Source organism: Streptomyces lancefieldiae (assembly GCF_031845825.1).
Lineage (GTDB): Bacteria > Actinomycetota > Actinomycetes > Streptomycetales > Streptomycetaceae > Streptomyces > Streptomyces lancefieldiae.
Genome location: NZ_JAVRFH010000006.1, coordinates 17,649 through 41,016 on the forward strand (window position 1 = coordinate 17,649; position 23,368 = coordinate 41,016).

Annotated in this window: 25 protein-coding genes and 1 pseudogene; 9 read left to right on the forward strand and 17 right to left on the reverse strand. The window is 71.0% G+C overall.

Annotated features, from left to right (window positions below; genetic code table 11):
- Positions 1 to 4: 4 nt before the first annotated feature.
- The 9 genes from RM812_RS07645 to RM812_RS07685 form a co-directional block, all read right to left on the reverse strand.
- Positions 5 to 943, reverse strand: a complete 939-nt coding sequence (locus RM812_RS07645; protein WP_311571644.1) for a peptidoglycan-binding protein — start codon at positions 941 to 943, stop codon at positions 5 to 7.
- 70 nt (positions 944 to 1,013) lie between these two features.
- Complete coding sequence (locus RM812_RS07650) at positions 1,014 to 2,474, reverse strand: phage tail protein (RefSeq protein ID WP_311571645.1); 1,461 nt, start codon at positions 2,472 to 2,474, stop codon at positions 1,014 to 1,016.
- A 74-nt stretch (positions 2,475 to 2,548) separates the two neighbouring features.
- Positions 2,549 to 3,265, reverse strand: a complete 717-nt coding sequence (locus tag RM812_RS07655) for a hypothetical protein (RefSeq protein ID WP_311571646.1) — start codon at positions 3,263 to 3,265, stop codon at positions 2,549 to 2,551.
- Positions 3,266 to 3,268: 3 nt separating this feature from the next.
- Positions 3,269 to 4,375 (reverse strand): hypothetical protein, encoded by a 1,107-nt coding sequence (locus tag RM812_RS07660; RefSeq protein WP_311571647.1) that lies wholly within the window; start codon positions 4,373 to 4,375, stop codon positions 3,269 to 3,271.
- Positions 4,376 to 4,383: 8 nt separating this feature from the next.
- Positions 4,384 to 5,583: a hypothetical protein gene (locus RM812_RS07665; protein WP_311571648.1), complete on the reverse strand. Its 1,200-nt coding sequence runs from the start codon at positions 5,581 to 5,583 to the stop codon at positions 4,384 to 4,386.
- Between the two features lie 49 nt (positions 5,584 to 5,632).
- A complete protein-coding gene (locus RM812_RS07670) occupies positions 5,633 to 6,577 on the reverse strand; it encodes a phage distal tail protein (RefSeq protein WP_311571858.1) in 945 nt (314 codons plus the stop codon).
- Positions 6,578 to 6,630: 53 nt separating this feature from the next.
- Positions 6,631 to 7,914: a tape-measure protein gene (locus tag RM812_RS07675; RefSeq protein ID WP_311571649.1), complete on the reverse strand. Its 1,284-nt coding sequence runs from the start codon at positions 7,912 to 7,914 to the stop codon at positions 6,631 to 6,633.
- Entirely contained in the window at positions 7,911 to 9,110 is a 1,200-nt protein-coding gene (locus RM812_RS07680; RefSeq protein ID WP_311571650.1) for a phage tail protein, read from the reverse strand. The genes RM812_RS07675 and RM812_RS07680 overlap by 4 nt, the downstream gene beginning before the upstream one ends.
- A 42-nt stretch (positions 9,111 to 9,152) precedes the next feature.
- On the reverse strand, positions 9,153 to 9,869 hold the full coding sequence (locus RM812_RS07685) for a hypothetical protein (protein WP_311571651.1): 717 nt from the start codon (positions 9,867 to 9,869) through the stop codon (positions 9,153 to 9,155).
- A gap of 35 nt (positions 9,870 to 9,904) precedes the next feature.
- Here RM812_RS07685 and RM812_RS07690 point away from each other — a divergent pair, with 35 nt between their 5' ends.
- Positions 9,905 to 10,606, forward strand: coding sequence for a hypothetical protein (locus RM812_RS07690; protein WP_311571652.1), 702 nt, complete (start codon positions 9,905 to 9,907; stop codon positions 10,604 to 10,606).
- A 65-nt stretch (positions 10,607 to 10,671) separates the two neighbouring features.
- On the opposite strand, the gene RM812_RS07695 is transcribed toward RM812_RS07690, so the two are convergent.
- The 5 genes from RM812_RS07695 to RM812_RS07715 all read right to left on the reverse strand — a co-directional run bounded on the left by RM812_RS07695 (position 10,672) and on the right by RM812_RS07715 (position 12,729).
- On the reverse strand, positions 10,672 to 11,010 hold the full coding sequence (locus RM812_RS07695; RefSeq protein ID WP_311571653.1) for a hypothetical protein: 339 nt from the start codon (positions 11,008 to 11,010) through the stop codon (positions 10,672 to 10,674).
- Positions 11,011 to 11,075: 65 nt separating this feature from the next.
- On the reverse strand, positions 11,076 to 11,366 hold the full coding sequence (locus RM812_RS07700; RefSeq protein WP_311571654.1) for a hypothetical protein: 291 nt from the start codon (positions 11,364 to 11,366) through the stop codon (positions 11,076 to 11,078).
- Positions 11,367 to 11,407: 41 nt separating this feature from the next.
- A complete protein-coding gene (locus tag RM812_RS07705; protein ID WP_311571655.1) occupies positions 11,408 to 12,007 on the reverse strand; it encodes a phage tail tube protein in 600 nt (199 codons plus the stop codon).
- A gap of 131 nt (positions 12,008 to 12,138) precedes the next feature.
- Positions 12,139 to 12,549 (reverse strand): hypothetical protein, encoded by a 411-nt coding sequence (locus RM812_RS07710; RefSeq protein ID WP_311571656.1) that lies wholly within the window; start codon positions 12,547 to 12,549, stop codon positions 12,139 to 12,141.
- A gap of 9 nt (positions 12,550 to 12,558) precedes the next feature.
- Positions 12,559 to 12,729 carry a hypothetical protein gene (locus tag RM812_RS07715; RefSeq protein WP_311571657.1) on the reverse strand — a complete coding sequence of 57 codons (171 nt, stop codon included), beginning with the start codon at positions 12,727 to 12,729 and terminating at the stop codon, positions 12,559 to 12,561.
- Positions 12,730 to 12,933: 204 nt separating this feature from the next.
- Here RM812_RS07715 and RM812_RS07720 point away from each other — a divergent pair, with 204 nt between their 5' ends.
- Positions 12,934 to 13,212 (forward strand): hypothetical protein, encoded by a 279-nt coding sequence (locus RM812_RS07720; RefSeq protein ID WP_311571658.1) that lies wholly within the window; start codon positions 12,934 to 12,936, stop codon positions 13,210 to 13,212.
- Between the two features lie 109 nt (positions 13,213 to 13,321).
- Here the strand turns inward: RM812_RS07720 and RM812_RS07725 are convergent, their stop codons facing one another.
- Both RM812_RS07725 and RM812_RS07730 read right to left on the reverse strand, forming a co-directional pair.
- Positions 13,322 to 13,519: a MerR family transcriptional regulator gene (locus RM812_RS07725; protein ID WP_311571659.1), complete on the reverse strand. Its 198-nt coding sequence runs from the start codon at positions 13,517 to 13,519 to the stop codon at positions 13,322 to 13,324.
- Complete coding sequence (locus tag RM812_RS07730) at positions 13,516 to 14,256, reverse strand: hypothetical protein (protein WP_311571660.1); 741 nt, start codon at positions 14,254 to 14,256, stop codon at positions 13,516 to 13,518. The genes RM812_RS07725 and RM812_RS07730 overlap by 4 nt, the downstream gene beginning before the upstream one ends.
- A 201-nt stretch (positions 14,257 to 14,457) precedes the next feature.
- Between RM812_RS07730 and RM812_RS07735 the strand changes: the two genes are divergently transcribed.
- Together RM812_RS07735 and RM812_RS07740 are read left to right on the forward strand one after the other, a co-directional pair.
- On the forward strand, positions 14,458 to 14,901 hold the full coding sequence (locus tag RM812_RS07735; protein ID WP_311571661.1) for a helix-turn-helix transcriptional regulator: 444 nt from the start codon (positions 14,458 to 14,460) through the stop codon (positions 14,899 to 14,901).
- 254 nt (positions 14,902 to 15,155) lie between these two features.
- Entirely contained in the window at positions 15,156 to 15,848 is a 693-nt protein-coding gene (locus RM812_RS07740) for a hypothetical protein (protein ID WP_311571662.1), read from the forward strand.
- 51 nt (positions 15,849 to 15,899) lie between these two features.
- Here the strand turns inward: RM812_RS07740 and RM812_RS07745 are convergent, their stop codons facing one another.
- A complete protein-coding gene (locus RM812_RS07745; protein ID WP_311571859.1) occupies positions 15,900 to 17,192 on the reverse strand; it encodes a hypothetical protein in 1,293 nt (430 codons plus the stop codon).
- 101 nt (positions 17,193 to 17,293) lie between these two features.
- Between RM812_RS07745 and RM812_RS07750 the strand changes: the two are divergent.
- The 5 genes and pseudogenes from RM812_RS07750 to tuf all read left to right on the forward strand — a co-directional run.
- A pseudogene (locus RM812_RS07750) lies at positions 17,294 to 18,298 on the forward strand (glycosyltransferase family 2 protein); the annotation flags it as partial.
- Positions 18,299 to 18,940: 642 nt separating this feature from the next.
- Positions 18,941 to 19,312 carry a 30S ribosomal protein S12 gene (gene rpsL / locus RM812_RS07755; RefSeq protein WP_003948652.1) on the forward strand — a complete coding sequence of 124 codons (372 nt, stop codon included), beginning with the start codon at positions 18,941 to 18,943 and terminating at the stop codon, positions 19,310 to 19,312.
- A gap of 2 nt (positions 19,313 to 19,314) precedes the next feature.
- Entirely contained in the window at positions 19,315 to 19,785 is a 471-nt protein-coding gene (rpsG, locus tag RM812_RS07760; protein WP_003974303.1) for a 30S ribosomal protein S7, read from the forward strand.
- A 39-nt stretch (positions 19,786 to 19,824) separates the two neighbouring features.
- Positions 19,825 to 21,951 carry an elongation factor G gene (gene fusA, locus RM812_RS07765; RefSeq protein ID WP_311571664.1) on the forward strand — a complete coding sequence of 709 codons (2,127 nt, stop codon included), beginning with the start codon at positions 19,825 to 19,827 and terminating at the stop codon, positions 21,949 to 21,951.
- A 168-nt stretch (positions 21,952 to 22,119) separates the two neighbouring features.
- Positions 22,120 to 23,313, forward strand: a complete 1,194-nt coding sequence (tuf, locus tag RM812_RS07770; protein ID WP_161166423.1) for an elongation factor Tu — start codon at positions 22,120 to 22,122, stop codon at positions 23,311 to 23,313.
- Positions 23,314 to 23,368 lie beyond the last annotated feature (55 nt).

Below are 23,368 nucleotides of genomic sequence, written 5' to 3' on the forward strand. Positions count from 1 at the left end.
CTCCTCACTTCGTGTACGGGACCTTCAGCGCGTTCCAGGAGGTGCGGCCCGGCACCCCGTCGGCGTCGCCGCCCCGGAAGCCGAGCTTGCGCTGCCAGGCGGCGTACGAGCGGCGGTCGGCCTCGGTCCAGCGGGGGCCGGGGCCGACGGAGTACGCGGAGCAGCCCTCGGCGACGAGCCGGCGGCCCATGGCGGTGATCACGGGCGAGCTGGTGCGGCCGGTGAAGAAGGCGGCGCCGGGGAACGGGTGGTGGCTCGGCGTGGACACGTCCCCGCCCGCGGGCCGGCCGCCGGACGTCCCGCCGCCCTTGCCCGCCCCGCTCGCCGGGGCGCGCAGGCGGGCGGCGACCCGCTCCCGCAGGGACGGCATGGTGAAGCCGCGCGGGTCGACCTTCCAGTCGGACCACTCCAGGTGCCCGACGACGCTGCGGGCACCCCAGCCGTGGGCCCGGCAGATCGCCGCGGACACCCGCTCGATCGCGTCGAGCTGGGCGGCCGGCCAGGGGTCCTCGCCGTCGCCGAGGTTGACGCACTCGAAGCCGTAGAAACGGGCGTTGCCGTCGACGGCACCGGCGCTGCCGTCGTGTTCCCGCGGGGCGGGCGGCCGGTCGCCGTAGTCCTCGGCGATCACCCGCTCGAGCACGGCGGGATCGCCGCCGCCGGCGTGGTTGGCGCGGCCGTTGCCGACCAGGTGGACGGTGCCCGCCTTGTCGATGACGCCGTGGCAGAGCGGGCCCGGCAGCGTGGCGTGGCCGCGGTGGCAGAGCTCGACGGAGGCCGCGGAGCCGCTGCTGACGGTGTGGTGGATCATGACCCCGTGCACGGGGCCCCAGGCGCCCTTGTGGTTGCGGTTGTGGGTGCGCCAGGCCTCGTGCTCGACGACGTCGACGCCCTCGGCGCGCAGCGCGGCGAGCAGCCGGTCGGCGGTCAGCGGAGTGGCCACGGTGTGTTCCTCTCGTTCGGGCACGCGAAGGCCCCGCACCGCTCGGGTGCGGGGCCTTCGCGCGGGGGGATCAGGACAGGGCGGCCCAGATGGCGTTGGAGTCGGCCACCACCTTGCCCGGGTCGAAGGAGGTGGGCAGCGACGACTGGCCGGTGGTGCTCAGCCGGCCGTGACGGATGAACTTGCCCGGCATCCGGGCGCTGCCGCCCGGCGCCTCGCCCATGCTGGCGCCGCGCATGAAGGCCGGGCCGTTGGTGTTGGGGCTCGGCCCGTTGACGACGAGGCCGACCCAGTAGCGGCCCGGTTCCGCGACGTACGAGGCGGACAGGGGGCAGACGACGGTCTGTCCCTCGGTGGCGGGAATCAGGGTGCCGAGCGAGGCGGTCAGGCCGACCCGCTTGCCCTCCTCGGTGTACAGGCCCGCGTACGAGGAGGTGCTGAGCGCGTTGTTGCCCGCGTAGCCCGGGACGTAGAACACCACGTTCCGCACCGTCGCGCGGGCGTGCAGCGGGATGCCGATGAGGTACACCCAGCCGTTGATGCAGTACTGCACCGAGTTGGCGGAGCTCGCCGCCGGGTCGAACGACCAGCCGTGGAAGCCCACCGCCGACGGGGACCAGGTGCCCGCGGAGGAGACCGCGTCCACGTAGCCGCGGCGGGTCAGCGCGTCGGCCGTGGCGGGCGCGGCCGTGGTGACCGGCGGGGTGGCGAAGGTCTTGGTGCCCTGGATGCTCTGGTCGCCGGCGAGCAGGAGCGCCTCGCCCGCGGGCACCGCCGACACGGCGGACGCGGTGAGGACGACCTCGCCGGTGAGTCCGTTGACCGACCGCACCGGGGCACCGCCCAGGGGCAGGTACCGGGCGTCGCCCGTCACCTGCGTCAGCGCGCCCAGGTCGTCGGCGGTCAGCCGGACGTCGCCGGTCTGTCCGTTGACGGAGGCGACGGCGCCGCCACCGGCGGGGAGCTGGGCGGCCGGGACCAGCCCGTCGGCGCCGAGCGTGGCCACCCCGCCGGGGGCGCCGGCCGACGTGGAGGACAGGGCGGACACGTCGGCGGCGCTGAGCACGATGTCGGCCTCGGTGTGACCGTTGACGGAGTGCACCGCGCCGGCCGGCCCGGCCGGGCCCTGCGGGCCGAGCTCACCGGCGGGCCCCGGCGGCCCCGGCACGGCCACGTACTGCGGGGTGCCGGGGTCGGCCGGTGCGATGTCGGCGAGGTCGACCGCGGGGAGCGCCGCCGACAGCGCGATCTGGTACGTGCGCCCGCCGCGGGCGAGCCCGGCGAGCTTCTCGGTGACCGTGTACGTCCAGTCCACGGGGTTCCAGCCGGGGCCGTCGGTGGCCGGCAGGACGACGCTGATCCTGCCCTCGGCGTCGAGGGTGGCGCGGGTCGGGCCGCCCAGGAAGAGGTCCGCCTCGGCGTGGGTGAGCAGCGCCGGCGGCCGGAACTCGACGGTGCCGCTCATCGGGCGGCCGTCGGGAGTCAGGTAGCGGGCGGTGACGGTGACGGTGGGGATGCTTTCAGGCAGCACTCGGATGCCCTCCTCGGTGGTGAGTGTGGTTGCCGTCCGCGGTGACGGGGGTCGGCCGGCGGCGACGACCGGCGTCAGGACTGGATGCCGTACAGGGCGAGCGGCCGGCAGCGCAGGGTGTCCCCGGCGGCGGCGACCCTGGCCTGGACCTCGAAGGTGACGGTGGCGCCGTAGTCGGCGCGCATGCGCTCGGTGAACACCAGCCCGTCGCCCGGCGTGCCCACCGGGCCGGTCTGGACGCCGTCGACGAGCAGCCGGACCTCGGCGCCCGCGCTGCCCTCGGCGGCGACGGCGCAGTGCAGGCGGGGGTGCTGGACGATGCCCGGCCCCCGGAAGAGCGTCGTCCAGGTGGTGGCACCGGTGGACTCCCACCGGGCCGCGTCGGCGGGGGCGGGCAGTGGGTACGGGATGTAGGGCCGGGCCAGCCCACCGCGCGCCGCGTCGTCGGCGAGGACGACGTTGCCCCGGCGGTCGATGACCTGGACCGGCTGGACCGGCAGGGTGTCGGGTGCCGCCGTCCACACGGTCAGGGCCAGCGAGCCGTCGTCGCGGCGCACGACGAACCCCTGCTGCGGGCGGTCGGTGCCCCGGTCCGGCTGGACCCGCCCCAGGTAGAGGAGGTCCTCGTCGCCCGAGGTGCGCACCCGCAGCCGGCCCCGGTCGCCGATGACCACCTCGCCGCCCATGATCCGGTTCTGCGCCGGGGTGGTGTTGGCGCTGCCCATCAACTCCCTGACCTGGCGTTCCAGCGCACGGATGCGGTCGAGCAGATCGGTGGGGATGATCGCCACGGGTCACACTCCTTCCAGGTAGAGGACGGCGGTCTCGGGCTTGGTGCGCTGCGGCGGGGTGACGGCCATGCCGACGATCCGGTACGTGGTGTCGAGCCCTTCGTGGTGCCACAGGTCGTGGATCCGCAGCCGGATGCCGGCCCCGAGCAGCGCGGGGGTGATCCGCCCGTCCAGCAGCACGGTGAGCTCGGGGATGACCTCCGGGCGGTTCTGCCGGGCGAGTTCGGCGCGGGCCAGGGAGCGCAGGGTGGCCTGGTCCGTGACCCCGCCGTGGTCGGAGGTGCTCTCCAGGCGCGGCCAGCCCGCGGCCAGGTCGCCGGGGGACTCCTCGCTCGCGGTCAGCGGCTGGGAGTCCTGGGACTGGTCCGTGTTGGCGGACTCGCCGCGTGCCACCCACACGTTCGCCTGCACGGTGGAGTCCGTCGGCAGGCTGTAGGTGAGCACGGGGCCGGGGTGGTCCAGCACGATGTCCGTGTGCCCGGTGTGGATCTTCGGGTGGCCGAGCTGGAGGCGCTTGACCCGGCGGCCCTCCGCGTCCCGGTAGCAGTGGATGCGCCACTCGAATCCGTCGCTCAGTTGGCCGAGCTTGTCCACGAGTTCCCGGACCCGGGCGAGCGCGGAGTAGGCGTACGCGTAGTCCCGCACCACCCCGGACCGTTCGTGGCCCAGGCTGATTCCTATGTCGCCGCCGGGCTGCGCCTGCGCGTGGCCGATCAGGGCGCGGGCGATGTCGAACTGGTCCGTGCCGACGCCCGACAGGTCCTGGCCGAGGATGCGGTGGTCCAGGTACGAGTCGAAGGTGCCGGCCTGGAACTGCACCTGCAGCCGGCCCTGTTCGTCGGAGACCGGGGTGCAGGTCCACAGGATCCCGCCCCACCAGATGTCGCCGTCGCGCTCCAGCCAGACCGCGGGGCGGCCGGGCTGGAGCGCGGCCCGTGCCCGGGCGGCCAGGGGGGCCTGGGGCAGGGGGACGGTGGCGGTGAGCGAACCGGGTTTTCCTATGTAGTCGTCGAACTTGGTCTCCGTGAGCGGCAGCACGTCCAGCAGGCGGTCGGTGCGCAGGTCGCAGAAGAGCGCCCGGTAGACGGGCGTAGTGACGGATGCGGTCATCGGTGTCCTCACACGAGCGGGTCGACGCGGATGTAGCGGTTGTCGAACCAGCCCGTGTTGCTGGCCGCCGAGGAGACGTAGGCGGAGACCGCCGTGTACTCGGCGCCCCGCTTCAGTCCGGTGACGCGGAAGGTCATCGCCACGGACGTCATGGCCTTGGAGCCGACGGTCGCCGAGCGGACCTCGTCGGCGGGCACCACCAGGGCCCCGTCCTTGCGGATGTTGACGCCCATCCGGCACCACTGCCCGTCGACTCCGGTGTGGCCCATGAAGCCCACGGTCACCAGGACCGCTCCGGTCACCGGGACGGTGAAGGAGGCGCTGATGGTGGGGCCGTTGGTGCCGTCGACCGCCTCCACCCAGGAGGTGGAGGCGCAGGAGCCGCCGTCGTTGTTGTACGCCCAGGCGGTGGAGGGGACGGCCGGCCGCCACACGGTGCCGTCCCAGCGCTGCAGCGCTCCGGCCTCGTCGCGGTACTGGCCGGGGTACTCGCCGGCGGCGAGCGCTCCCTGCGGGGCGATGCCGCCGACCTCGCGGGGGTAGGTGGCCCAGCGGGTGCCGTCCCAGCGCTGCAGGGCGCTGGAGGTGTCGCGGTACTGGCCCGGGTAGCCGCCCGGGACGTCACGGCTCCAGGACTCGGCCAGGATGCCGCCGATGCCCACGGTGGGCACGCGCAGGTCGTAGACGGCGTCGTCCCAGACGATGCCGCCCGTGCCGACCGAGGCGCCGGCGGGGACGGTGATCCGGGCCAGCGGGAGCGAGGCGGGCGGTGTCTGCGGCGGGGTCGGGGTGGCGGACGCCTCGCCCTTGACGATCTCCAGGGTGGCTTCGGTGCGGTCGCCGCCGTCGAACTGGGCGTCGCGGACGCGCAGGACGACCAGGTCGATGCGCGGGTTGGTGGCGTTGCCGTCGTCGAGGGTGAGGGTGGTGTGGTCGGTGAGGACGACCGGGTAGGCCCCGGCCGGTCCCTGGCCCTGGATCACCGCGCGGCCCGGGGCGACGGTCACGTTCATGCCGGCGCTCTCGCCGAACACGTACAGCGCGGACATGAGGTCCTCGCCGGCGACGGACCCGGGCAGCACGCCGCTCGCGGTGGTCAGTGCGCCGGCCGGGGCCATGGTGCCGACGGGGGCGAGGCGGGTGTCGGCCCGGGACTGGCCGGTTTCGGTCTCGGTGCGGTTGATCAGCCAGGCGCTGCGTACGGGCATGGTGTCCTCCTGGGAAGGGATGGGTGCGGGAGTCGGGGGCCCGGCCGGGTCACCAGTGCGCGTCTCGCCAGCGCAGGGTGACCGAGGCCCGCGGGTCCGGGGTGGTGTCGGCGGCGCGGAAGGCGAGCTCCGTGCTGCCGGGCGGGAGGTGGAACAGCTGCTCGGGGGCGGAGGCGGGGGTCGCGGTGTAGAGGCGGGACGCGGTCCCGTTGAGCAGGACCGTGCCGGACTCGGTGTCGACGGTCAGGACGTCCTGGGGGCCGAGCACGATGTCGTACTGGAGCCGTCGGCCGTCACCGAGCCGGGTCAGGGTGGGCTGCCGGACCGGGCCCCGGAACTCGATCACCGGGTGGGCCGCGGCCCCGCCCTCGTTGACGGCGGTGCAGGTGCCGGCGGTGCCGGTCCCGCCCCACTCCAGCGGCCACCGCAGCCCCGCCGCGGTGGTCCCGGGCTCCTCGGGCCAGTCCAGTCCGGGTTCGGCGACGGGCAGCGAGGTCTTGGTCTCCCGCAGCACGGCGCCGAAGCGGCGCGGGTCCGTGGCGGTCCACTGGAGGCTGGCCCGGGACGCGCCGTGCACCACGAAGGAACGGTCCTGCGGTACGACCCGGCGGCTGACGCGGGCCCGTACGGCCAGCGTCTCCCCGTGCAGCCGCACGGCCAGCCACTGCTCGCCGCCGTCCGCGCCGGTGGCGGCCCGGAAGGCGGCGACGACGCCGAGGGCCTGACCGGTCGTCCGGGGCAGCAGCCAGACGGACGCCCCGACGAGCCGGGGCTGGGCCCAGCGGGCGCCGGGCCAGGCTCCGTGCTGGTCGGGGCGGACGATGTCCCCGGTGTCGAGCACCGGCAGGTCGTCCCAGCCGGTGATGCCGGTGCGGTCGATCTCGTACGGCGTGCCGGGGCCCATCAGCAGTCCGGCCCACTGGATCTGCCCGTCGCGGGTGATCAGTGAGCCGGGTGCGGTTTCCGGGGCGGGTGGGGTGGTGTTCTCGGCCATGGTCGCGGCCATGAAGGCCGTCACCTCGCTTCAGTCGTGGGGCGGGTGGGTGCTCATGCCGCCGCCGTGTAGAGGAACAGCAGGTCGGCGGCGACGGCGAGCGGGCCGTTGCCCTCCGTCGCGTGGTAGGAGCGCAGCCGGGCACGGTCCGGCGAACCGGTGGGGCGCCGGGTCCCGCGCGCGGCCTCGGCGGGACGCAGCCGGCTCAGCGCGGAGAGCGGCAGCACGGTGGCGGGGCCCTCGACGCCCGCGGGCCGGACGACGCCGCCCTCGGCGAGCTGCGGGATCTTGGGAAGGTCGACGCCGAACTTCTTGCCGAAGAAGCTGAAGCTGAGCTTGTTCAGGCCGTCGATGACCCAGTTCGCGAAGGAGATCAGGGCCTTGACCGGTCCGGTGACGGCGGCCATGACGCCCTGCATGCCGGTGCTGATGAAGCCGCCGATGCCGTTCAGGGTCTTGGACGTGGCGTCCTTGACCCGGGTGAACATGTCGGGGATCTTCTTGGTGATCCAGTCCAGGACGGGCTGGATCACCGTGCGGAACCCGTTCCAGGCGCGGCGGATGATGCCGGACAGGGCGCTGGTGGCCGAGCCGACGGCGCTCCGTGCCCCGTTGAAGCCCTTGGAGAGCGCGGCGCCCACCACGGTCAGGACCGTGGTGACGACCTTGGTGGCGGCCTTGAAGTAGGCCGAGATCACGGTGGCGTACGCCTTGAGGACGGGGCCGAGGAATTTCAGGACGGTCTGGAACACCTTGAGGACCTGGTCGAAGACCTGCTTGATGATCTTCTGACCTGTCTCGGAGTTGACGGCGTACTCGATCAGGTAGCCGGCCAGCGGCGCGACCAGGCCGAGGACGAACCCCAGCGGGTTGGCGCGCATGGCGACGTTGACGGCGGTCATGGCGCCGGAGGCGACGGTGAGGGCGCCGCCGAAGAGGCCCATGAGGGTGGAGACCGTGCCCGAGCCCTGGGCGAGTGTGCCGACGACGCCGCTGAAGGCGGCGCCCTCGGCGGCGACGGAGTTGAGCGGTGCGAGGGTGCTGCGGGCCTTGCCACCGCCGGTGCGCAACTGGCTCGCCGTGCGGCCGGCGGTGCGGCCCGCCTTGGTGAGGGACCTGCCGGACGCGTCCGCGCGGGTCCGGATCTGCTTCACCGCGGTGCCGGCGGAGGTGGCCCCGCCCCTGATCCGGTCGGCGGCCGTCGCGATCCGGCCGGCGCCCTGCGCGGCGGACCGTACGGACCGGGCGGCGCCGTTGAGGTGGGTGCGCAGGGAGTTCAGCGCGGGGGCCACGCCCGCGAACGGGTCCCGGCCGGCACCGATCGCGGCGGCGCTCATCCGCGTGCCTTGGACAGGAAGAACAGGGCGGCGGCGGTCTCCTGGAGGTCGGCCGTGGACGCCTCGTAGTAGTTCTCGATCTGGAAGCCGGACACCGCGCCGGCCGTGGCGTTGAGGGTGTCGGCCCGGTTGCGGCGCGCGGTGTGCCGCAGCAGCCGGTCCAGCTTGGACAGCGGCAGCACGGCCTCGGCCTCACCGGCCTCGGCGACGATCGCGTGCACGCCGCCGTTGCGGGGCTGGACGATGCCGCCCGCGGCCAGCTGCGGGATCTTCGGCAGGCTGATGCCGAAGGTCTTGCCGCCGACGCCGGGGACCCAGCCGGGGATCGAGACCTTGATGCGGTTGAGTTTGTCGATCGCGGAGTTGATGAGTCCGATGACGGAGTTGATCGGGCCCTTCACCGCTCCCTTGATCTTGTCGAAGGCCCGGCCGGCGATGTCCTTCAGCCCGCCCCAGACGCTGGACAGCTTCTCCTTGACCTTGCTGAAGGCCTGCGGAACGACGTTCCGTATCCAGTTGACGACCGGTGTGATGATGTTCTTGATGCCGTTCCAGACGCTGGAGATCACCTTCTTGACGGCGTTCATCACCGTCGTGATGATCTTCTTCCAGGCGTTGAAGTAGGTCGTGATGACCTTGGCGACGGCCTTGATGACGACGGTGACGGCCTTCTTGATGCCGTCCCAGACCTTCTTGATCAGTGCGCCGGCCTGCTTCATGATCGGCCCGACGGCCTTCATGACCGAGCTGATGACCTTCTTGATCGCGTCGAAGGCGACCTTGAGGACCTTCTGCATGGTCTTCGACCGGGTGGCCATCTCGACCACCTTCTGGACGAGCGGGGCGAGCAGGGAGAGCAACTGGCCGATGAGGTTGCCCTTCATCGACTTGTTGAGCCCTTTCATGCCCTTGGAGGCCTTGTCGGCCCCGGACTTGAACTTGCCGACCTGGGTCCCGCTCTTCTGCCCGGTCTTGCCGGCCTTGGACATCGACCGTTCGGCCTTGTCGGCGGCGCGCTGGATGCCGGTCAGCTCGCGGGCGGAGCCCTGGGCGGAGGTCTTGAGTTTCCTGAGCTCGCGTTCGCCGGCCGCGGAGTTCTGGCCGAGCCCGCCCGCCGCCTTGCCGGCTCCCTGCGTTGCGCCCTTGAACGTGTTGAGGGAGGTTGTGGCCCTCCCGAGGGATCGGACCAGGGACATGTGTGCACCTCTTTCTCGGCAGGGGAACGTGCCCCGCGCGGATCACCCGAGGGCCGCGACCAGTTGATCGATGCGTGTGTGCAACTCGTTGAGTTCGGCGGCGGCGGTGCGTGTGGACGGGATGGTTCCGGGTGAGGCGGCCACGGTCCTGACCCGGTCCCGGGCGTCCTGCACGTTCCTGCGGGCCCGGGTGTTCTCGGCGACCCGCCGGTCCAGGCCGTCGATCCGCTTGTTCAGCTTCTTCGCGACGTCCTTGATCCGCCGGGACAGCCGATGGTCGAGGTCGTGGAAACGCCGGTTGAGTTCCAGTTCCGCCTTGTGCTGGCTGGTGCGGAACTGGTCCTGCCAGCGGTCGCGCTTCGTGACGTGGTTCGCGACGCGCAGGATGGCGCGGTTGACCTTCTCCGTCAGGTCGAACAGCGCGAAGTCGTACTTCACGAAGGTGAGCCCCATGGAGGCCAGGGTGCCTCCGATCGCGGCCCCGGTCAGGGCGCTCACGAAGCCCATGAATTCCGGGGTTTTGTACCATCGTGAATCAGGTTTCCAGACGGACTGTCCGGCCTTTTCGACTTCGGTCGATATCAGTTGCTTCAGGGAGGCTTCGAAGGTCTTCTGCTCTGCCTGCTTGTTTTTGTCCTTCTCCACGAGGAAGGAGAGTTTGTCCTTGTCGAGCTTTTTCTGTATCTCGCTCGTGAGTCGTGTGTTCTGTGCGGTCAGATCCTCTCTGATCTGCCTTATCTGTTCCTCGGGACTGCTCATCGTGATCCTCGCCGTCCTCTGGTACCGTCGGCCGAGTGAGTGATTCAGTCGACACAGGTGCGACAGTGAATGCTTCGGGCGGTAATGCGCCGCTCCGTCATCTGTTTGTAGGTGTCGGGGTATTTCTCCAGTTCTGCGGAGCGACGCTCCTGATCGAGCTGTTCAGCCGGGTGGGGGATCAGGCGGACTGCGGCGCCCGGAGGGCCGGCGCCTGTGAGGAGGGGTCGGCGCTGCTCGGCCTCGGCGCCCCGGTCTTCGTCGCCGGTGTTCTGGTCTTCGGCCTTCTGGACCGGCGCGTCGGATGGTCGGGGCCGGCCATGGTTTTCAGCGGCCTTTCCCTGATCTACGGGGCGGCGGGCACCGGGCTGGCCTTCGCGTGGAACGCGGTCACCGCGGACAGCGTCCTGTGGGCCGTACTGGCCGGCGTGATAGCGGTTCTTCCGCTCGGGGTGACCGCGGTGCTGCTCAAGGGGTTCTTCAAGGGCCTGCGTGAGGGCGGGGTCAGGAAGTGGGCGGAAGCGACGTTCTGGGTGCTCGAGGAGCTGCCCCGGTCGAAGCGGCAGCGAAAGCGGCTCGCGCGGTCCAGGGGCATCGGATCCAGGCGCATGCGGAACGGACGGCTGGTGCCTGAAACGCGTCAGGAGAAATTCCACTGGGCGCTGTTCGTCATCGAGTCGTGCGTGGCCCTGGTCGGCGGAGTTCTGGCCGGGTGGTTCTTCATCGTCGCTGTTTCCTGAACGCGCTGGGATTGAGGTGGGGATTGGGTTGGGTTGGGGCCGAAGCCGGGGGCCGGCGGCCGGAATCAGGCGAAGAAGCGCAGAAGGTCCGTCCGGTCCGGCATCTCCGGCGGTGCGGGCTCTTCGTCCTCCGGCGGGCCGGCCGGACGGACCGCGTCGGGTCTGGGAACCGGAACAGGAGGCTCCGGCGGTTCGGAGTCCTCGTCGCTGTTGACGGAGGCGAACATCCAGTTGGCCGCCGCGAGGTGGTCCACGGCGGCGGCCAGCAGGTAGTCGGTGACGCCCCATTCGGCGCCGTCGCCGTGGAGTTCCTGGGCGAGGGCGCTGTCGCGTGGCATGTGCTTGACCAGCACCGCGAGCCGGCGGGAGGACAGCCGGCCGCGGTGCCAGTCGAGCAGGTCCACACCGAAGTGCCGCAGCAGGTCGGCTTCCAGAGCCTCGGCGTGTTCTTCGACGAACGCGTCGAGGCTCAGTCTTCCCCCAGGCCGAGCCCGGTCTCCTTGCCGTACGCCTCGAGGATCGCGGCGATGTCCTGCATGGTGACGTCGTGCTGCTCGAAGCGGCCGTACTGCTTGTCGCCCAGCAGCAGCTTCAGCAGCCCGTCGACGTCGTTGTCGTCGAGTCCGCCGAGCGCCCTGGCGGTGGCGCGGCTCAGTTCGGTGGGCAGTTCGAAGGTGTCGCCGTCCAGGGCGAACGACCAGGAGCGGCCGAGCGCCTCCATGCGCTGGGCGCGGGCGGCGTTGACGTCGAATGAAGCCATGGGTGCGTGGTCTCCTTGCGCGGAGGTGAGGTGGGCGGGTGTCAGGAGGCGGCCGGCACCTTGTAGGCCGCGTCCTTCATGACGAAGGTGGCCAGGGCCTGGCCGTCACCCGGGGACAGGGCGGTGAAGGTGACGCCGAGCAGCGCGGCCGCCTTGCGGGCGAGCTTGATGTCGTCGGTGGCCGTCACCTGGCCGCGCGGGATGACGAAGCGGTAGGTGACCGCGGAGCCGTCGGTGAACTCCAGGCCGAGCGCGCGCTCGTCGAAGGTCGGGCCGTCCGGCACGTCGAACTGGACGACGTCGGAGGTGGCGTCCCGGCGGAAGTCCGCCGACTTGCCGCCCAGGAAGAGGGGCAGCGTGTCCTCGTTGAACTGCAGCATGGAGAACTTCAGCGTCAGGTCGCGGTCCGCGTAGACGAACCGGGCCGGGCTGATCGACTGCCACGTCTCGACCGGGTCCAGCTTGTCCTTCTTGGCGAAGGTCACACCGTCGGTGGAGGTGTAACCGAGGTCCGTCCACGCCGACCCCCAGTCGGTCGCGGGGTTGTCGGAGAAGGCCGCCGGGAGGGGCGCGTTGACGTCCGCGATGAGGACGCGGCCGGTGCCGGCGACGCGGATCTCGGACGAGTTGTTGCCTGCCATGGATGTCTCCTTGGGTGGGTTTTCCTGGGTGGTGGTGCCTGCCGTGGGTACGGCGAAGGCCCCGCCGGTCGGCGGGGCCTCGTCTGTGGGGCGCGGGAACCGGCCCGCGCCGGGGTGGGCGGTGTCGCGGGTCAGCCGATGCGCAGGGAGACGCGCAGCACGCAGAGGTAGCGGTTGGCCGCCGGGTACAGGTACTCGGGCAGCCAGCGCGGGCCGTCGGCCTCGACCACGTCGCTGATCACGACGTTCGTCCCGTACGTCCGGCCGGTGGCCGCGAGCAGCTCGGCCCGGGCGGCGTTCGCCAGGCGGTGCGCGGTCGGCTTGTCCGGCCCGTAGGCCTCCAGCTCGATCAGCGGCTGGTCCAGGTGGAGGTCGTCGACCCACGCGCCGCCGCGCCGGGAGACGATCACCGCCGGCTGGGTGCCGTCGAAGCCGGGCGGCGGGGTCTCGTCCACGACCGCCTCCGCGAGATCGGGGCGGTCGGAGAGGAGTTCCACGACGATGGCCTCCACATCGGGGAAGGCGCTCGGAGGTGAACTCATGACGGGGCATCACTCCTGTTCGTGGTGGGCCTGCTTCGTGGAGGCCTGCTTCGGGGTGGGCTGCTCCGTGGTGGCCGCCCCGGCGGGCAGGAACGCGAACGGCGGAGCCGCGCCCGGGAGGGAAGGTGGGCGCAGCTCCGCCGCTGCACCAAGTGTGACGCACATTGTGCGTGTGCGCAACTAACTAGTGCGAGTACGCAATCAAGCGAGGTCGGCGCGGGGTCACGGGCGCACCGCCGCCGTCCCCCTTTGGCGCATCGGTAACTCCCGCACCGCGGCACCCGGTTTGTTAGTCTGCTGGTATCGAACACACATTCGAGAGGTGGCGGTTCGGAAGCGGGAGCGCCGTTGCGGAGGCGCGAGCACGAAGGAGCTGTGGAGCGGGTGAACGGGAGCGTGATGGTGATCAGTGCCCAGGAGCGACTGGCCGACGTCGTGGACGCCGTGGTCGAAGTGGCCGCGGAATCGGGGGAATCGGGTACGTACACCGCCGAGGTCGCCCGCACGCTCGCCGCCGTCGTCGGCAAGGTCGGGGCGCGGATCGCCATGGAGTCGGAGACGCGGGGGTTCCGTTGCGGCTGGCGCGAGGCGGTGGTCCTGGCCGCGGACGGCGCGCAGGACGAAGCGCAGGTGTTCCGGATGCCCGCCGGGCCGGGGAAGTAGCCGCGCGAAGCGGACGCGCGTGGCAGGGGCGCAGGGCGGGGTCACAAGGCACGAAAGAGGGGCGGCCCATGTGGACCGCCCCTCTTGACCGTTCATCCGTCGCCGTGCCTCAGCCGGCCGCGCCCGGCCGCCCTCCTCGCGCGGCGCGTTCCGCGGCGAAGACGTCCTCCAGCCGGAACAGCTGGGCGCGCCCCTGCTTCCCGGCGGGGGAGAGGCGGCCCAGCTGGACCCACTTGCGGATGGTCGCCGGGGTCACGCCCGCCTCGGTGGCGGCCAGCGCTCCCGTGAGCAGCGTCGCCGCCGTCATCGCCGTACCTCCCGGTCCGCGGTGTCGGCCGTCGCGCCGGTCAGTTCCGTGAGGTCCGCGCCGGACTCCGCCGCCAGCCGTGCCCACTCGCCCTCGCTCCAGGCGTGGCGGTGCGCCGGGTCCGTACGGCAGTCGCAGTCCCGGTCGGCGCACCGGCAGGCGGGGTTGACGCACAGCACCGCTCGCCGGGCCGGGAGGGCGCGCAGGGAGACCGAGTCGCACCACGGGCAGCGGCCGCCGATCCTCACCACCGGTTCCGCCGCTCCCAGCGCGCGTGTGCAGCGCCGTGCCATCCGGCGGACCTCGTCGCGGATGTGCTCCGTGAGCAGCGTGTCGCCGGTGGCCCGGTCGAGCAGCGCGGCGACGCGCAGCAACCGCTCGGCCACCTGGGCGCGGCGGGGGCGGGGCAGTCGCAGCCTGTCGTGCACGGCCTCGTCGAGCTCCACCACGCCGTCGGTGATGTCGCGGATGGCGTCGGAGACGTGCAGCCGCAGGGGGGCGGTGGAGGGGCCGGACGGCGTGAGTCCGTGCAGCTGCTCGGTCCGCAGCGCCTCCGCCCGTTCGGCGTGGGTGCGACCCGCCGGGGCGGGCGGCTTCGGCGTGTCCCGCGGCGGTGCCGAGGGGGAGTGGTGCGCGGGCGCCAGCTCGTCGAGCAGCTCCGGGAACTGCCGCAGCAGCAGTTCGATCCAGAGCATGGCGTCACGGGCCGTCTTCTGGTCGTCGGTCGGTGCGGACATCGGTGGTCCTTTCTCCCCGGGCGCATTTTTTGTTGCGAGCACGCACACTGACATGTTGCGCGCTCGCACGCAAGCTCAAAGTGGCAATCCTGCCTCCCTTTAGCTCGACAGAATCCTCACAAACGAGACGGCGTGAGCGGGTAATTCCTTGCGCGCAAGCGCGATACGCTGATAGCCGCTCTGGAGGGAGGCGACCCGCACGTGACCACAGGAGAGCTCGACCGCTTCGCGGCCTGGATCGAAGAGCTGATCCGCCGGCGCGGCTTCGACATCGACAGCCCGCGTGGTGGCGGCAAGTCCCGCCTCGCCGACGAGGCCGGAGTGCACCGGGCGGCCATCACCCGGCTGCTCCAGCGCCAGAGCATGCCCGACCTGGAGACGACGCGCAGGCTGGCCCAGGTGCTCCAGGTGCCGGTGCGCGACATGCTCATCCGTTCCGGCCGCCTCACCGAGGACGACCTGCCCCTGCCGTCCGCGCCGACCGCGGGCGCCGCGGGAGAGCGCCGTCTCACGCTGGAGGAGGCCGCCGACGGACTGGGCGTCGCCGCCGAGCAGCGGGAGATGTTCATCAGGATCGCGGGCCAGTTCCTCCCCGGCACGTCCGCCGCGACGCACGAGGAAAGGGCGCCGCTGGCGTCCGACTGACCCGGCGTTCGCGCGTACCCCGTGGTCCCCGGCAGCGGGCGGCCCGGCAGCGGGCGGGTGTGGATCTTGCACTGTGCCTGGCCGAGGGGGCCCAGAGGGTGGCCCGTAAACTGTGGTGGCCTGTCCCCCCACCACAGCAGGCGCACACATCAGCGTCGGCGCACGCCCTTCGGGCGAGGTGGTGCGCGCGTCGTCCGGGACACGGATCTGCCGCGAACCCAGGGCCGGCACTTCGGGTGGGACGGGGGTTCTTCATGGCTGAGCAGGACGAGCAAGCCCCACTCGCATCCGACGATGCCCCCTCCGACGACCCCGCGGCGGCCGGCCACGGCAACTCCGCGGCGGCCGACTACGGCGACGGCACCGCGGCCGACCGCCGCCCGCCTGCCGGTCCCGACGGCCGGGATCATGACACGATCCCGCCCGGCGCCCCCGGACCGGACGATTACGCGGGCCTCCTCGCCACACTCGGCCACTACCTCGACCGTCACTCGCCCGACGAGGTCATGGTGCTGCTGCGGGCGGAGATGGACCGCCGGGAGACAGCGGCGTACGCCAGCGGCTGGCGTGACGCCGCGGCCTGCTACGAACCCGCGCTCGCGGAGGCGAGGGCCGCGAGCGGACGTACGCCACGTCCGGTGCGGCGCACACCGGGTCAGGCGGTGGTGATACCCCTGCGGCGGGAGGGACCGGAAGCGGCCGGCCGCGGCGCCGGCGACGCGCGCGGCAACGGTGGCGACGGCCGTGACCCGGATGCGCGGGCGGGCTCCGCCGGCCGCCCGGCCCAGGAGAACCCGCGCCAGGACAGGCAGCCCGCCACCACCCCGCCCGCGCTGGTTCCCAAGAGCCCCAGCTCCCGCGCACCGACGATTCCTCGGCTCCGCACCAACCGCCGCCGGCCGGCCGACGGCGGACACGCCGGCACCCCGGACGGCGACGCGCTGTGAAAGGTGTCCGGCCCGCCGGGGTGCGGGTCCAAAGGCCGTGCCGCGGGGCCGCTACGGCACGCCCAGCTCGAAGATGACGTAATGGGCGTACCAGCCGGAGGCGACAGCGGCCGTGGCGAAGAAGACCACCAGGCTCGGGCGCTTCAGGCGGCTCAGGGCCACGGCCGGGGCGAGGAGCAGCGGGAAGGCGGGCAGCAGGTAGCGCATCGTGTTGCCGAACATCTGCTGGGTGCCGAGGACGGTGACGATCGTCGCCAGGGTGTACGCGACCAGCACCAGCGGGGGCCGCTTGCGCAGCATCAGGGCGATCAGGAAGGGCAGCGCCAGGACCAGTTGCAGGGACAGCAGGTCCGGGGTGGAGAAGGCGAAGGGGTAGTCGCCGCGCCCCACCGTGAGGTTGCGCAACACGTCCACGGTGTAGGCGCCGTAGTCGAAGAAGTGCGCCCAGCCCTCGCGCTGCAGGGTGAAGTACGCGGTGGCCTCGCCGGTGCTGTGGCCGACCCAGGCGATGTAGCCCAGCAGACCCAGGGGCGCGACGACCATGGCGTACACCGGGCCGCGCACGCCGTGTTCGCGTCGGCTCGCGGGGCGCGCGAGCGTCACCAGCGCGGCGAGCCCCACGGCGCCGATGAGCACGGCGGACGTGGGCCGGTTCAGGCCCGCGGTGAAGGCGAGCAGGCCTGCCGCCACCCAGCGCCGGGTCATCACGGCGTAGCAGGTCCAGGCGGCGATGGCCACGAACAGGGACTCGGAGTACACCGCCCACTCGACGCCGGCGCCGGGGGCCACGGCCCACAGCCCGGCGGCGACGGTGCCGGCCCGGGCTCCCGAGATCAGGGAGATCACGGCGTAGATCCCGGCCGCGGCGACGAACGAGGACAGGACGGACACCAGGATCCCGGAGCCGTACAGGCCGAGGCCCGTGGACTCCGAGACCATGCGGATCAGGGCCGGGTAGAGGGGGAAGAAGGCGACCGAGTTCTGCTGGACCGTGAACAGGCCCTCGGAGTCGAGCCGCACCAGCGCGGGGTGGTAGCCGTGCTCGGCGACCTGGAGGTACCACCAGCCGTCCCAGGTGGCCAGGACGTCCCACCAGTGGGCGCCGCCGCCGAAGCGCGGGTTCTTCCCCCGGTAGTCCCCGGCGTACTCCAGCAGGGAGGCGAAGACCGCGAGGCCGACCAGCTTCGTGACGCCGTACAGGACGAGCGGGGCCAGGTAGGGCCGGGCGCCGGACGGCAGGGCGGGGGGCCAGGTCCGCCAGGAGCGTTCCCGGGGCTCGTCGGCAGGCCGTTTCCCTGCGCCGGCCGACCCGTCGGTGACCGTGCCGTCGGCAGCCGTGTCCATGGCCGTCATCCCCCTGAGTCCACCCTCAACCGTCAATTGCTGCCATAAGATCGCACAAGAGTCGCACATCCGTACTCAGTGTCAGGGTGAGGGGAGGCGCGGTGCCCGAGGAACGGGACGCGGAGCAGCACGAACCGGTCGTGCTGTCGGTCGTCATTCCGATGTACAACGAGGAAGAGGTCCTGCCCGCGCTGGTCAGCAGGTTGCGTCCGGTCCTGACGGAGCTGGGCGTCCCCCACGAGGTGGTCGCGGTGGACGACGGCAGCGGTGACCGCACGGCGGAGCTGCTCGCCGCCTTCCGGCTGGGCTGGCCGGAACTGCGCGTGGTCGGGCTGCGGCGCAACTCCGGCCACCAGGCGGCCCTCACCGCCGGGCTGGACCGGGCGGTGGGCGCCTACGTGGTGAGCCTGGACGCGGACCTCCAGGACCCGCCGGAGAAGATCGCCGACATGCTGGCGCTGGCCCGCGCCGAGGGCCTCGACATCGTCTACGGCGTCCGGGCCGACCGCAGCAGTGACACCGGGTTCAAGCGGTGGTCGGCCGGCGTCTACTACCGGCTGATGCGGCGCCTGGCGGGCCCCTCGGTCACCGCGCAGGCGGGCGACTTCCGGCTGCTCAGCCGGGCCGCGGTGGACGCCCTGAAGGCGCTGCCGGACCAGCAGCGGGTCTACCGGCTCCTCGTGCCCTGGCTGGGTTTCCCGAGCGGGCAGGTGACGTACGAGCGCGCGCCGCGCAGCGCGGGCCGCACGAAGTACCCGCTGGGCCGGATGATCCGCCTCGCGGTCGACAGCGTCACCGGTTTCTCCGCGGCCCCGCTGCGGATCGCCACCTGGCTGGGCGCCGGCGCCTTCGTCGTCTGCCTGGGGCTGCTGGTCTACACGCTGACCGCCTTCGCCCTGGGCCGCACGGTGCCCGGCTGGACCTCCCTCTTCACCGGGGTGGTCTTCATCGGCGCCGTCCAGCTGATCTGCGTCGGCCTGCTCGGCGAGTACGTCGGGCGCATCTACACGGCCGTGCAGAACCGGCCGACGTACTTCGTCCGCCACGACACGGCGACGTCGTCCCCCGCCGGTGGCGGTGCTCCCGGCGACGACCCGGGCACGGCCCCGGCCCGGCGTGCCGAGCCCGTACCCGACGCCACCACGGAACCCGCCTCGGACAGCGCCGGACCGGCGGCCCACGACGCCCACGACACCGACGACGTGGACGGCACCGACGGCCTCGCGGCCGACGCGTCCACGCACGGCGCCGCCCGCCCGCCGGGGCCACGGATGGCCCCGGCCGACCCGGACGGCCCGCGCGTCCCGGTGCCGCGGATCTGAGACGGTGGAGCGCCGGGGACGGCGGCAGCACCGGCCTCGCGGCCGACGCGCCCGCGCGCGTCACCGTCCGCCCGCTGGACGGGTCGCGTGTCGCCGGGGCCGGGTGCCGCCGATCGGGTGTGGTCCATGACCGTGTGGTGCGGCCGTACGATTCGGGGGAAACCGGTGCGAGCCGGGTGTCGCCGCCGGTCCCGCGCATTTGTTTTGACCACAGCGAATGCGATAGGTACGCTCAGACCTTGTGCCTGGGGTGTGCCCTGGCCCTTGTGCGTGCCTTGAACCGCACTGGGGGCCGTCACCGGCCACCGCAATACGCGCTTCCCTCCGCCTGGCGGGCGGATCCGCGGCATTCGACACACCCGACCGCGTGGGTCGGAGTTGTTCCAGGTTAGCTTCACCATTCGGCACACAGAAACCGGAGAAGTAGTGCCTACGATCCAGCAGCTGGTCCGTAAGGGCCGGCAGGACAAGGTCGAGAAGAACAAGACGCCCGCACTCGAGGGTTCCCCTCAGCGTCGTGGCGTCTGCACGCGTGTGTTCACGACCACCCCGAAGAAGCCGAACTCGGCCCTGCGTAAGGTCGCGCGTGTGCGTCTGACCAGCGGGATCGAGGTCACTGCTTACATTCCGGGTGAGGGGCACAACCTGCAGGAGCACTCCATCGTGCTCGTGCGCGGCGGCCGTGTGAAGGACCTGCCGGGTGTTCGTTACAAGATCATCCGCGGTTCGCTTGACACCCAGGGTGTGAAGAACCGCAAGCAGGCCCGCAGCCGCTACGGCGCCAAGAAGGAGAAGTAAGAATGCCTCGTAAGGGCCCCGCCCCGAAGCGCCCGGTCATCATCGACCCGGTCTACGGTTCTCCTCTGGTGACCTCCCTGATCAACAAGGTGCTGCTGAACGGCAAGCGCTCCACCGCCGAGCGCATCGTCTACGGCGCCATGGAGGGCCTGCGCGAGAAGACCGGCAACGACCCGGTCATCACGCTGAAGCGCGCTCTGGAGAACATCAAGCCGACCCTCGAGGTCAAGTCCCGCCGTGTCGGTGGTGCGACGTACCAGGTCCCGATCGAGGTCAAGCCCGGTCGTGCCAACACGCTCGCGCTGCGCTGGCTCGTCGGTTACTCCCGCGCCCGTCGCGAGAAGACCATGACCGAGCGTCTGCTCAACGAGCTCCTCGACGCCTCCAACGGCCTCGGTGCCGCTGTGAAGAAGCGCGAGGACACGCACAAGATGGCCGAGTCCAACAAGGCCTTCGCGCACTACCGCTGGTAGTCGCTACCCACATCGAGACCGAGAGAAGACTGAAGCCTTATGGCTACCACTTCACTTGACCTGGCCAAGGTCCGCAACATCGGGATCATGGCCCACATCGACGCGGGCAAGACGACCACCACCGAGCGGATCCTGTTCTACACCGGTGTGTCGTACAAGATCGGTGAGGTCCACGACGGCGCCGCCACGATGGACTGGATGGAGCAGGAGCAGGAGCGTGGCATCACGATCACGTCTGCTGCGACCACCTGTCACTGGCCGCTCGAGGACAACGACTACACGATCAACATCATCGACACCCCGGGGCACGTCGACTTCACCGTCGAGGTGGAGCGTTCCCTGCGTGTGCTCGACGGTGCCGTGACCGTGTTCGACGGTGTCGCCGGTGTCGAGCCGCAGTCCGAGACGGTGTGGCGTCAGGCCGACCGTTACGGCGTGCCGCGCATCTGCTTCGTCAACAAGCTGGACCGTACCGGCGCCGAGTTCCACCGCTGCGTGGACATGATCTCGGACCGCCTGGGCGCCCAGCCGCTCGTCATGCAGCTCCCGATCGGCGCCGAGGCCGACTTCCAGGGCGTCGTGGACCTGGTCCGCATGAAGGCGCTCGTGTGGTCCGCCGACGCGGCCAAGGGCGAGATGTACGACACCGTCGACATCCCGGCCACGCACACCGAGGCCGCCGAGGAGTGGCGCGGCAAGCTGGTCGAGGCCGTCGCGGAGAACGACGAAGAGATCATGGAGCTGTTCCTGGAGGGCCAGGAGCCCACCGAGGAGCAGCTGTACGCCGCGATCCGTCGCATCACCATCGCGTCCGGCAAGTCCAGCGACACCACGGTCACCCCGGTGTTCTGCGGCACCGCGTTCAAGAACAAGGGCGTCCAGCCCCTGCTCGACGCGGTCGTGCGCTACCTGCCGACCCCGCTCGACGTCGAGGCCATCGAGGGCCACGACGTCAAGGACCCCGAGGTCGTCGTCAAGCGCAAGCCGTCGGAGGACGAGCCCCTCTCCGCGCTGGCGTTCAAGATCATGAGCGACCCGCACCTCGGTAAGCTCACCTTCGTCCGCGTGTACTCCGGCCGTCTGGAGTCCGGCACCGCCGTGCTGAACTCCGTCAAGGGCCGCAAGGAGCGCATCGGCAAGATCTACCGCATGCACGCCAACAAGCGTGAGGAGATCGAGTCGGTGGGCGCCGGCGACATCGTCGCCGTCATGGGCCTGAAGCAGACCACCACCGGTGAGACGCTCGCGGACGAGAAGAACCCGGTGATCCTGGAGTCCATGGACTTCCCGGCGCCGGTCATCGAGGTCGCGATCGAGCCCAAGTCCAAGGGCGACCAGGAGAAGCTGGGTGTCGCCATCCAGCGTCTCGCGGAGGAGGACCCCTCCTTCCAGGTGCACACCAACGAGGAGACCGGCCAGACCGTCATCGGCGGTATGGGCGAGCTTCACCTCGAGGTGCTGGTCGACCGGATGAAGCGCGAGTTCAAGGTCGAGGCCAACGTCGGCAAGCCGCAGGTCGCCTACCGTGAGACGATTCGCAAGACCGTCGAGCGCGTGGACTACACCCACAAGAAGCAGACCGGTGGTACCGGTCAGTTCGCCAAGGTGCAGATCGCGATCGAGCCGATCGAGGGCGGCGACGCCTCGTACGAGTTCGTGAACAAGGTGACCGGTGGCCGCATCCCGAAGGAGTACATCCCTTCGGTCGACGCCGGTGCGCAGGAGGCCATGCAGTTCGGCATCCTGGCCGGCTACGAGATGACGGGCGTCCGCGTCACGCTCATCGACGGTGGCTACCACGAGGTCGACTCCTCCGAACTCGCGTTCAAGATCGCCGGTTCGCAGGCCTTCAAGGAGGCCGCGCGCAAGGCTTCGCCCGTGCTCCTGGAGCCGATGATGGCCGTCGAGGTCACCACGCCCGAGGACTACATGGGTGAGGTCATCGGCGACATCAACTCCCGCCGTGGCCAGATCCAGGCCATGGAGGAGCGGGCGGGTGCCCGCGTCGTGAAGGGCCTCGTGCCCCTGTCGGAGATGTTCGGCTACGTCGGAGACCTCCGCAGCAAGACGTCGGGTCGCGCAAGCTACTCGATGCAGTTCGACTCCTACGCCGAGGTTCCCCGGAACGTCGCCGAGGAGATCATCGCGAAGGCCAAGGGCGAGTAACGGACTCCGTTTAACGGACCACGTTCCCACGCCTTAGGCTTGACCCCGGAGCCTGCAAGGGGCATTCCGCCGCCAACCCGGCGGAATGTCCCGGGCCCGGGTTTCCCAGCAAAGATCACCTGGCGCCGATGAGTAAGGCGTACAGAACCACTCCACAGGAGGACCCCAGTGGCGAAGGCGAAGTTCGAGCGGACTAAGCCGCACGTCAACATCGGCACCATCGGTCACATCGACCACGGTAAGACGACCCTCACGGCCGCCATTACCAAGGTGCTGCACGACGCGTACCCGGACCTGAACGAGGCCTCGGCCTTCGACCAGATCGACAAGGCTCCTGAGGAGCGCCAGCGCGGTATCACCATCTCCATCGCGCACGTCGAGTACCAGACCGAGACGCGTCACTACGCCCACGTCGACTGCCCCGGTCACGCGGACTACATCAAGAACATGATCACGGGTGCGGCGCAGATGGACGGCGCCATCCTCGTGGTCGCCGCCACCGACGGCCCGATGCCGCAGACCAAGGAGCACGTGCTCCTGGCCCGCCAGGTCGGCGTTCCGTACATCGTCGTCGCGCTGAACAAGGCCGACATGGTGGACGACGAGGAGATCCTGGAGCTCGTCGAGCTCGAGGTGCGTGAGCTCCTCTCCGAGTACGAGTTCCCGGGCGACGACGTTCCCGTCGTCAAGGTCTCCGCTCTGAAGGCCCTCGAGGGCGACAAGGAGTGGGGCAACTCGGTCCTCGAGCTCATGAAGGCCGTCGACGAGGCCATCCCGGAGCCCGAGCGTGACGTCGACAAGCCGTTCCTGATGCCGATCGAGGACGTCTTCACCATCACCGGTCGCGGTACGGTCGTCACCGGCCGCATCGAGCGTGGTGTCCTCAAGGTCAACGAGACCGTCGACATCATCGGCATCAAGACCGAGAAGACCACCACCACGGTCACCGGTATCGAGATGTTCCGGAAGCTCCTCGACGAGGGCCAGGCCGGTGAGAACGTCGGTCTGCTCCTCCGTGGCATCAAGCGCGAGGACGTCGAGCGCGGCCAGGTCATCATCAAGCCGGGCTCGGTCACCCCGCACACCGAGTTCGAGGCGCAGGCCTACATCCTGTCCAAGGACGAGGGTGGCCGCCACACGCCGTTCTTCAACAACTACCGTCCGCAGTTCTACTTCCGTACGACGGACGTGACCGGCGTCGTGACCCTCCCCGAGGGCACCGAGATGGTCATGCCGGGTGACAACACCGAGATGAAGGTGGAGCTCATCCAGCCCGTCGCCATGGAAGAGGGCCTGAAGTTCGCCATCCGCGAGGGTGGCCGGACCGTGGGCGCCGGCCAGGTCACCAAGATCAACAAGTAAGCTCCGCTTGCTTGTCGGTCGACCTGACCTGACATGGGCTGATGCCTGAAAGGGC

Coding starts and splice junctions, on each gene's coding strand:
- RM812_RS07660 (WP_311571647.1), bottom strand. CDS start 4,375: ATGACCGCATCCGTCACTACGCCCGTCTACCGGGCGCTCTTCTGCGAC.
- RM812_RS07665 (WP_311571648.1), bottom strand. CDS start 5,583: ATGCCCGTACGCAGCGCCTGGCTGATCAACCGCACCGAGACCGAAACC.
- RM812_RS07670 (WP_311571858.1), bottom strand. CDS start 6,577: ATGGCCGAGAACACCACCCCACCCGCCCCGGAAACCGCACCCGGCTCA.
- RM812_RS07675 (WP_311571649.1), bottom strand. CDS start 7,914: ATGAGCGCCGCCGCGATCGGTGCCGGCCGGGACCCGTTCGCGGGCGTG.
- RM812_RS07680 (WP_311571650.1), bottom strand. CDS start 9,110: ATGTCCCTGGTCCGATCCCTCGGGAGGGCCACAACCTCCCTCAACACG.
- RM812_RS07685 (WP_311571651.1), bottom strand. CDS start 9,869: ATGAGCAGTCCCGAGGAACAGATAAGGCAGATCAGAGAGGATCTGACC.
- RM812_RS07700 (WP_311571654.1), bottom strand. CDS start 11,366: ATGGCTTCATTCGACGTCAACGCCGCCCGCGCCCAGCGCATGGAGGCG.
- RM812_RS07705 (WP_311571655.1), bottom strand. CDS start 12,007: ATGGCAGGCAACAACTCGTCCGAGATCCGCGTCGCCGGCACCGGCCGC.
- RM812_RS07710 (WP_311571656.1), bottom strand. CDS start 12,549: ATGAGTTCACCTCCGAGCGCCTTCCCCGATGTGGAGGCCATCGTCGTG.
- RM812_RS07725 (WP_311571659.1), bottom strand. CDS start 13,519: ATGACGGCGGCGACGCTGCTCACGGGAGCGCTGGCCGCCACCGAGGCG.
- RM812_RS07730 (WP_311571660.1), bottom strand. CDS start 14,256: ATGTCCGCACCGACCGACGACCAGAAGACGGCCCGTGACGCCATGCTC.
- RM812_RS07740 (WP_311571662.1), top strand. CDS start 15,156: ATGGCTGAGCAGGACGAGCAAGCCCCACTCGCATCCGACGATGCCCCC.
- RM812_RS07745 (WP_311571859.1), bottom strand. CDS start 17,192: ATGGACACGGCTGCCGACGGCACGGTCACCGACGGGTCGGCCGGCGCA.
- rpsG (WP_003974303.1), top strand. CDS start 19,315: ATGCCTCGTAAGGGCCCCGCCCCGAAGCGCCCGGTCATCATCGACCCG.
- fusA (WP_311571664.1), top strand. CDS start 19,825: ATGGCTACCACTTCACTTGACCTGGCCAAGGTCCGCAACATCGGGATC.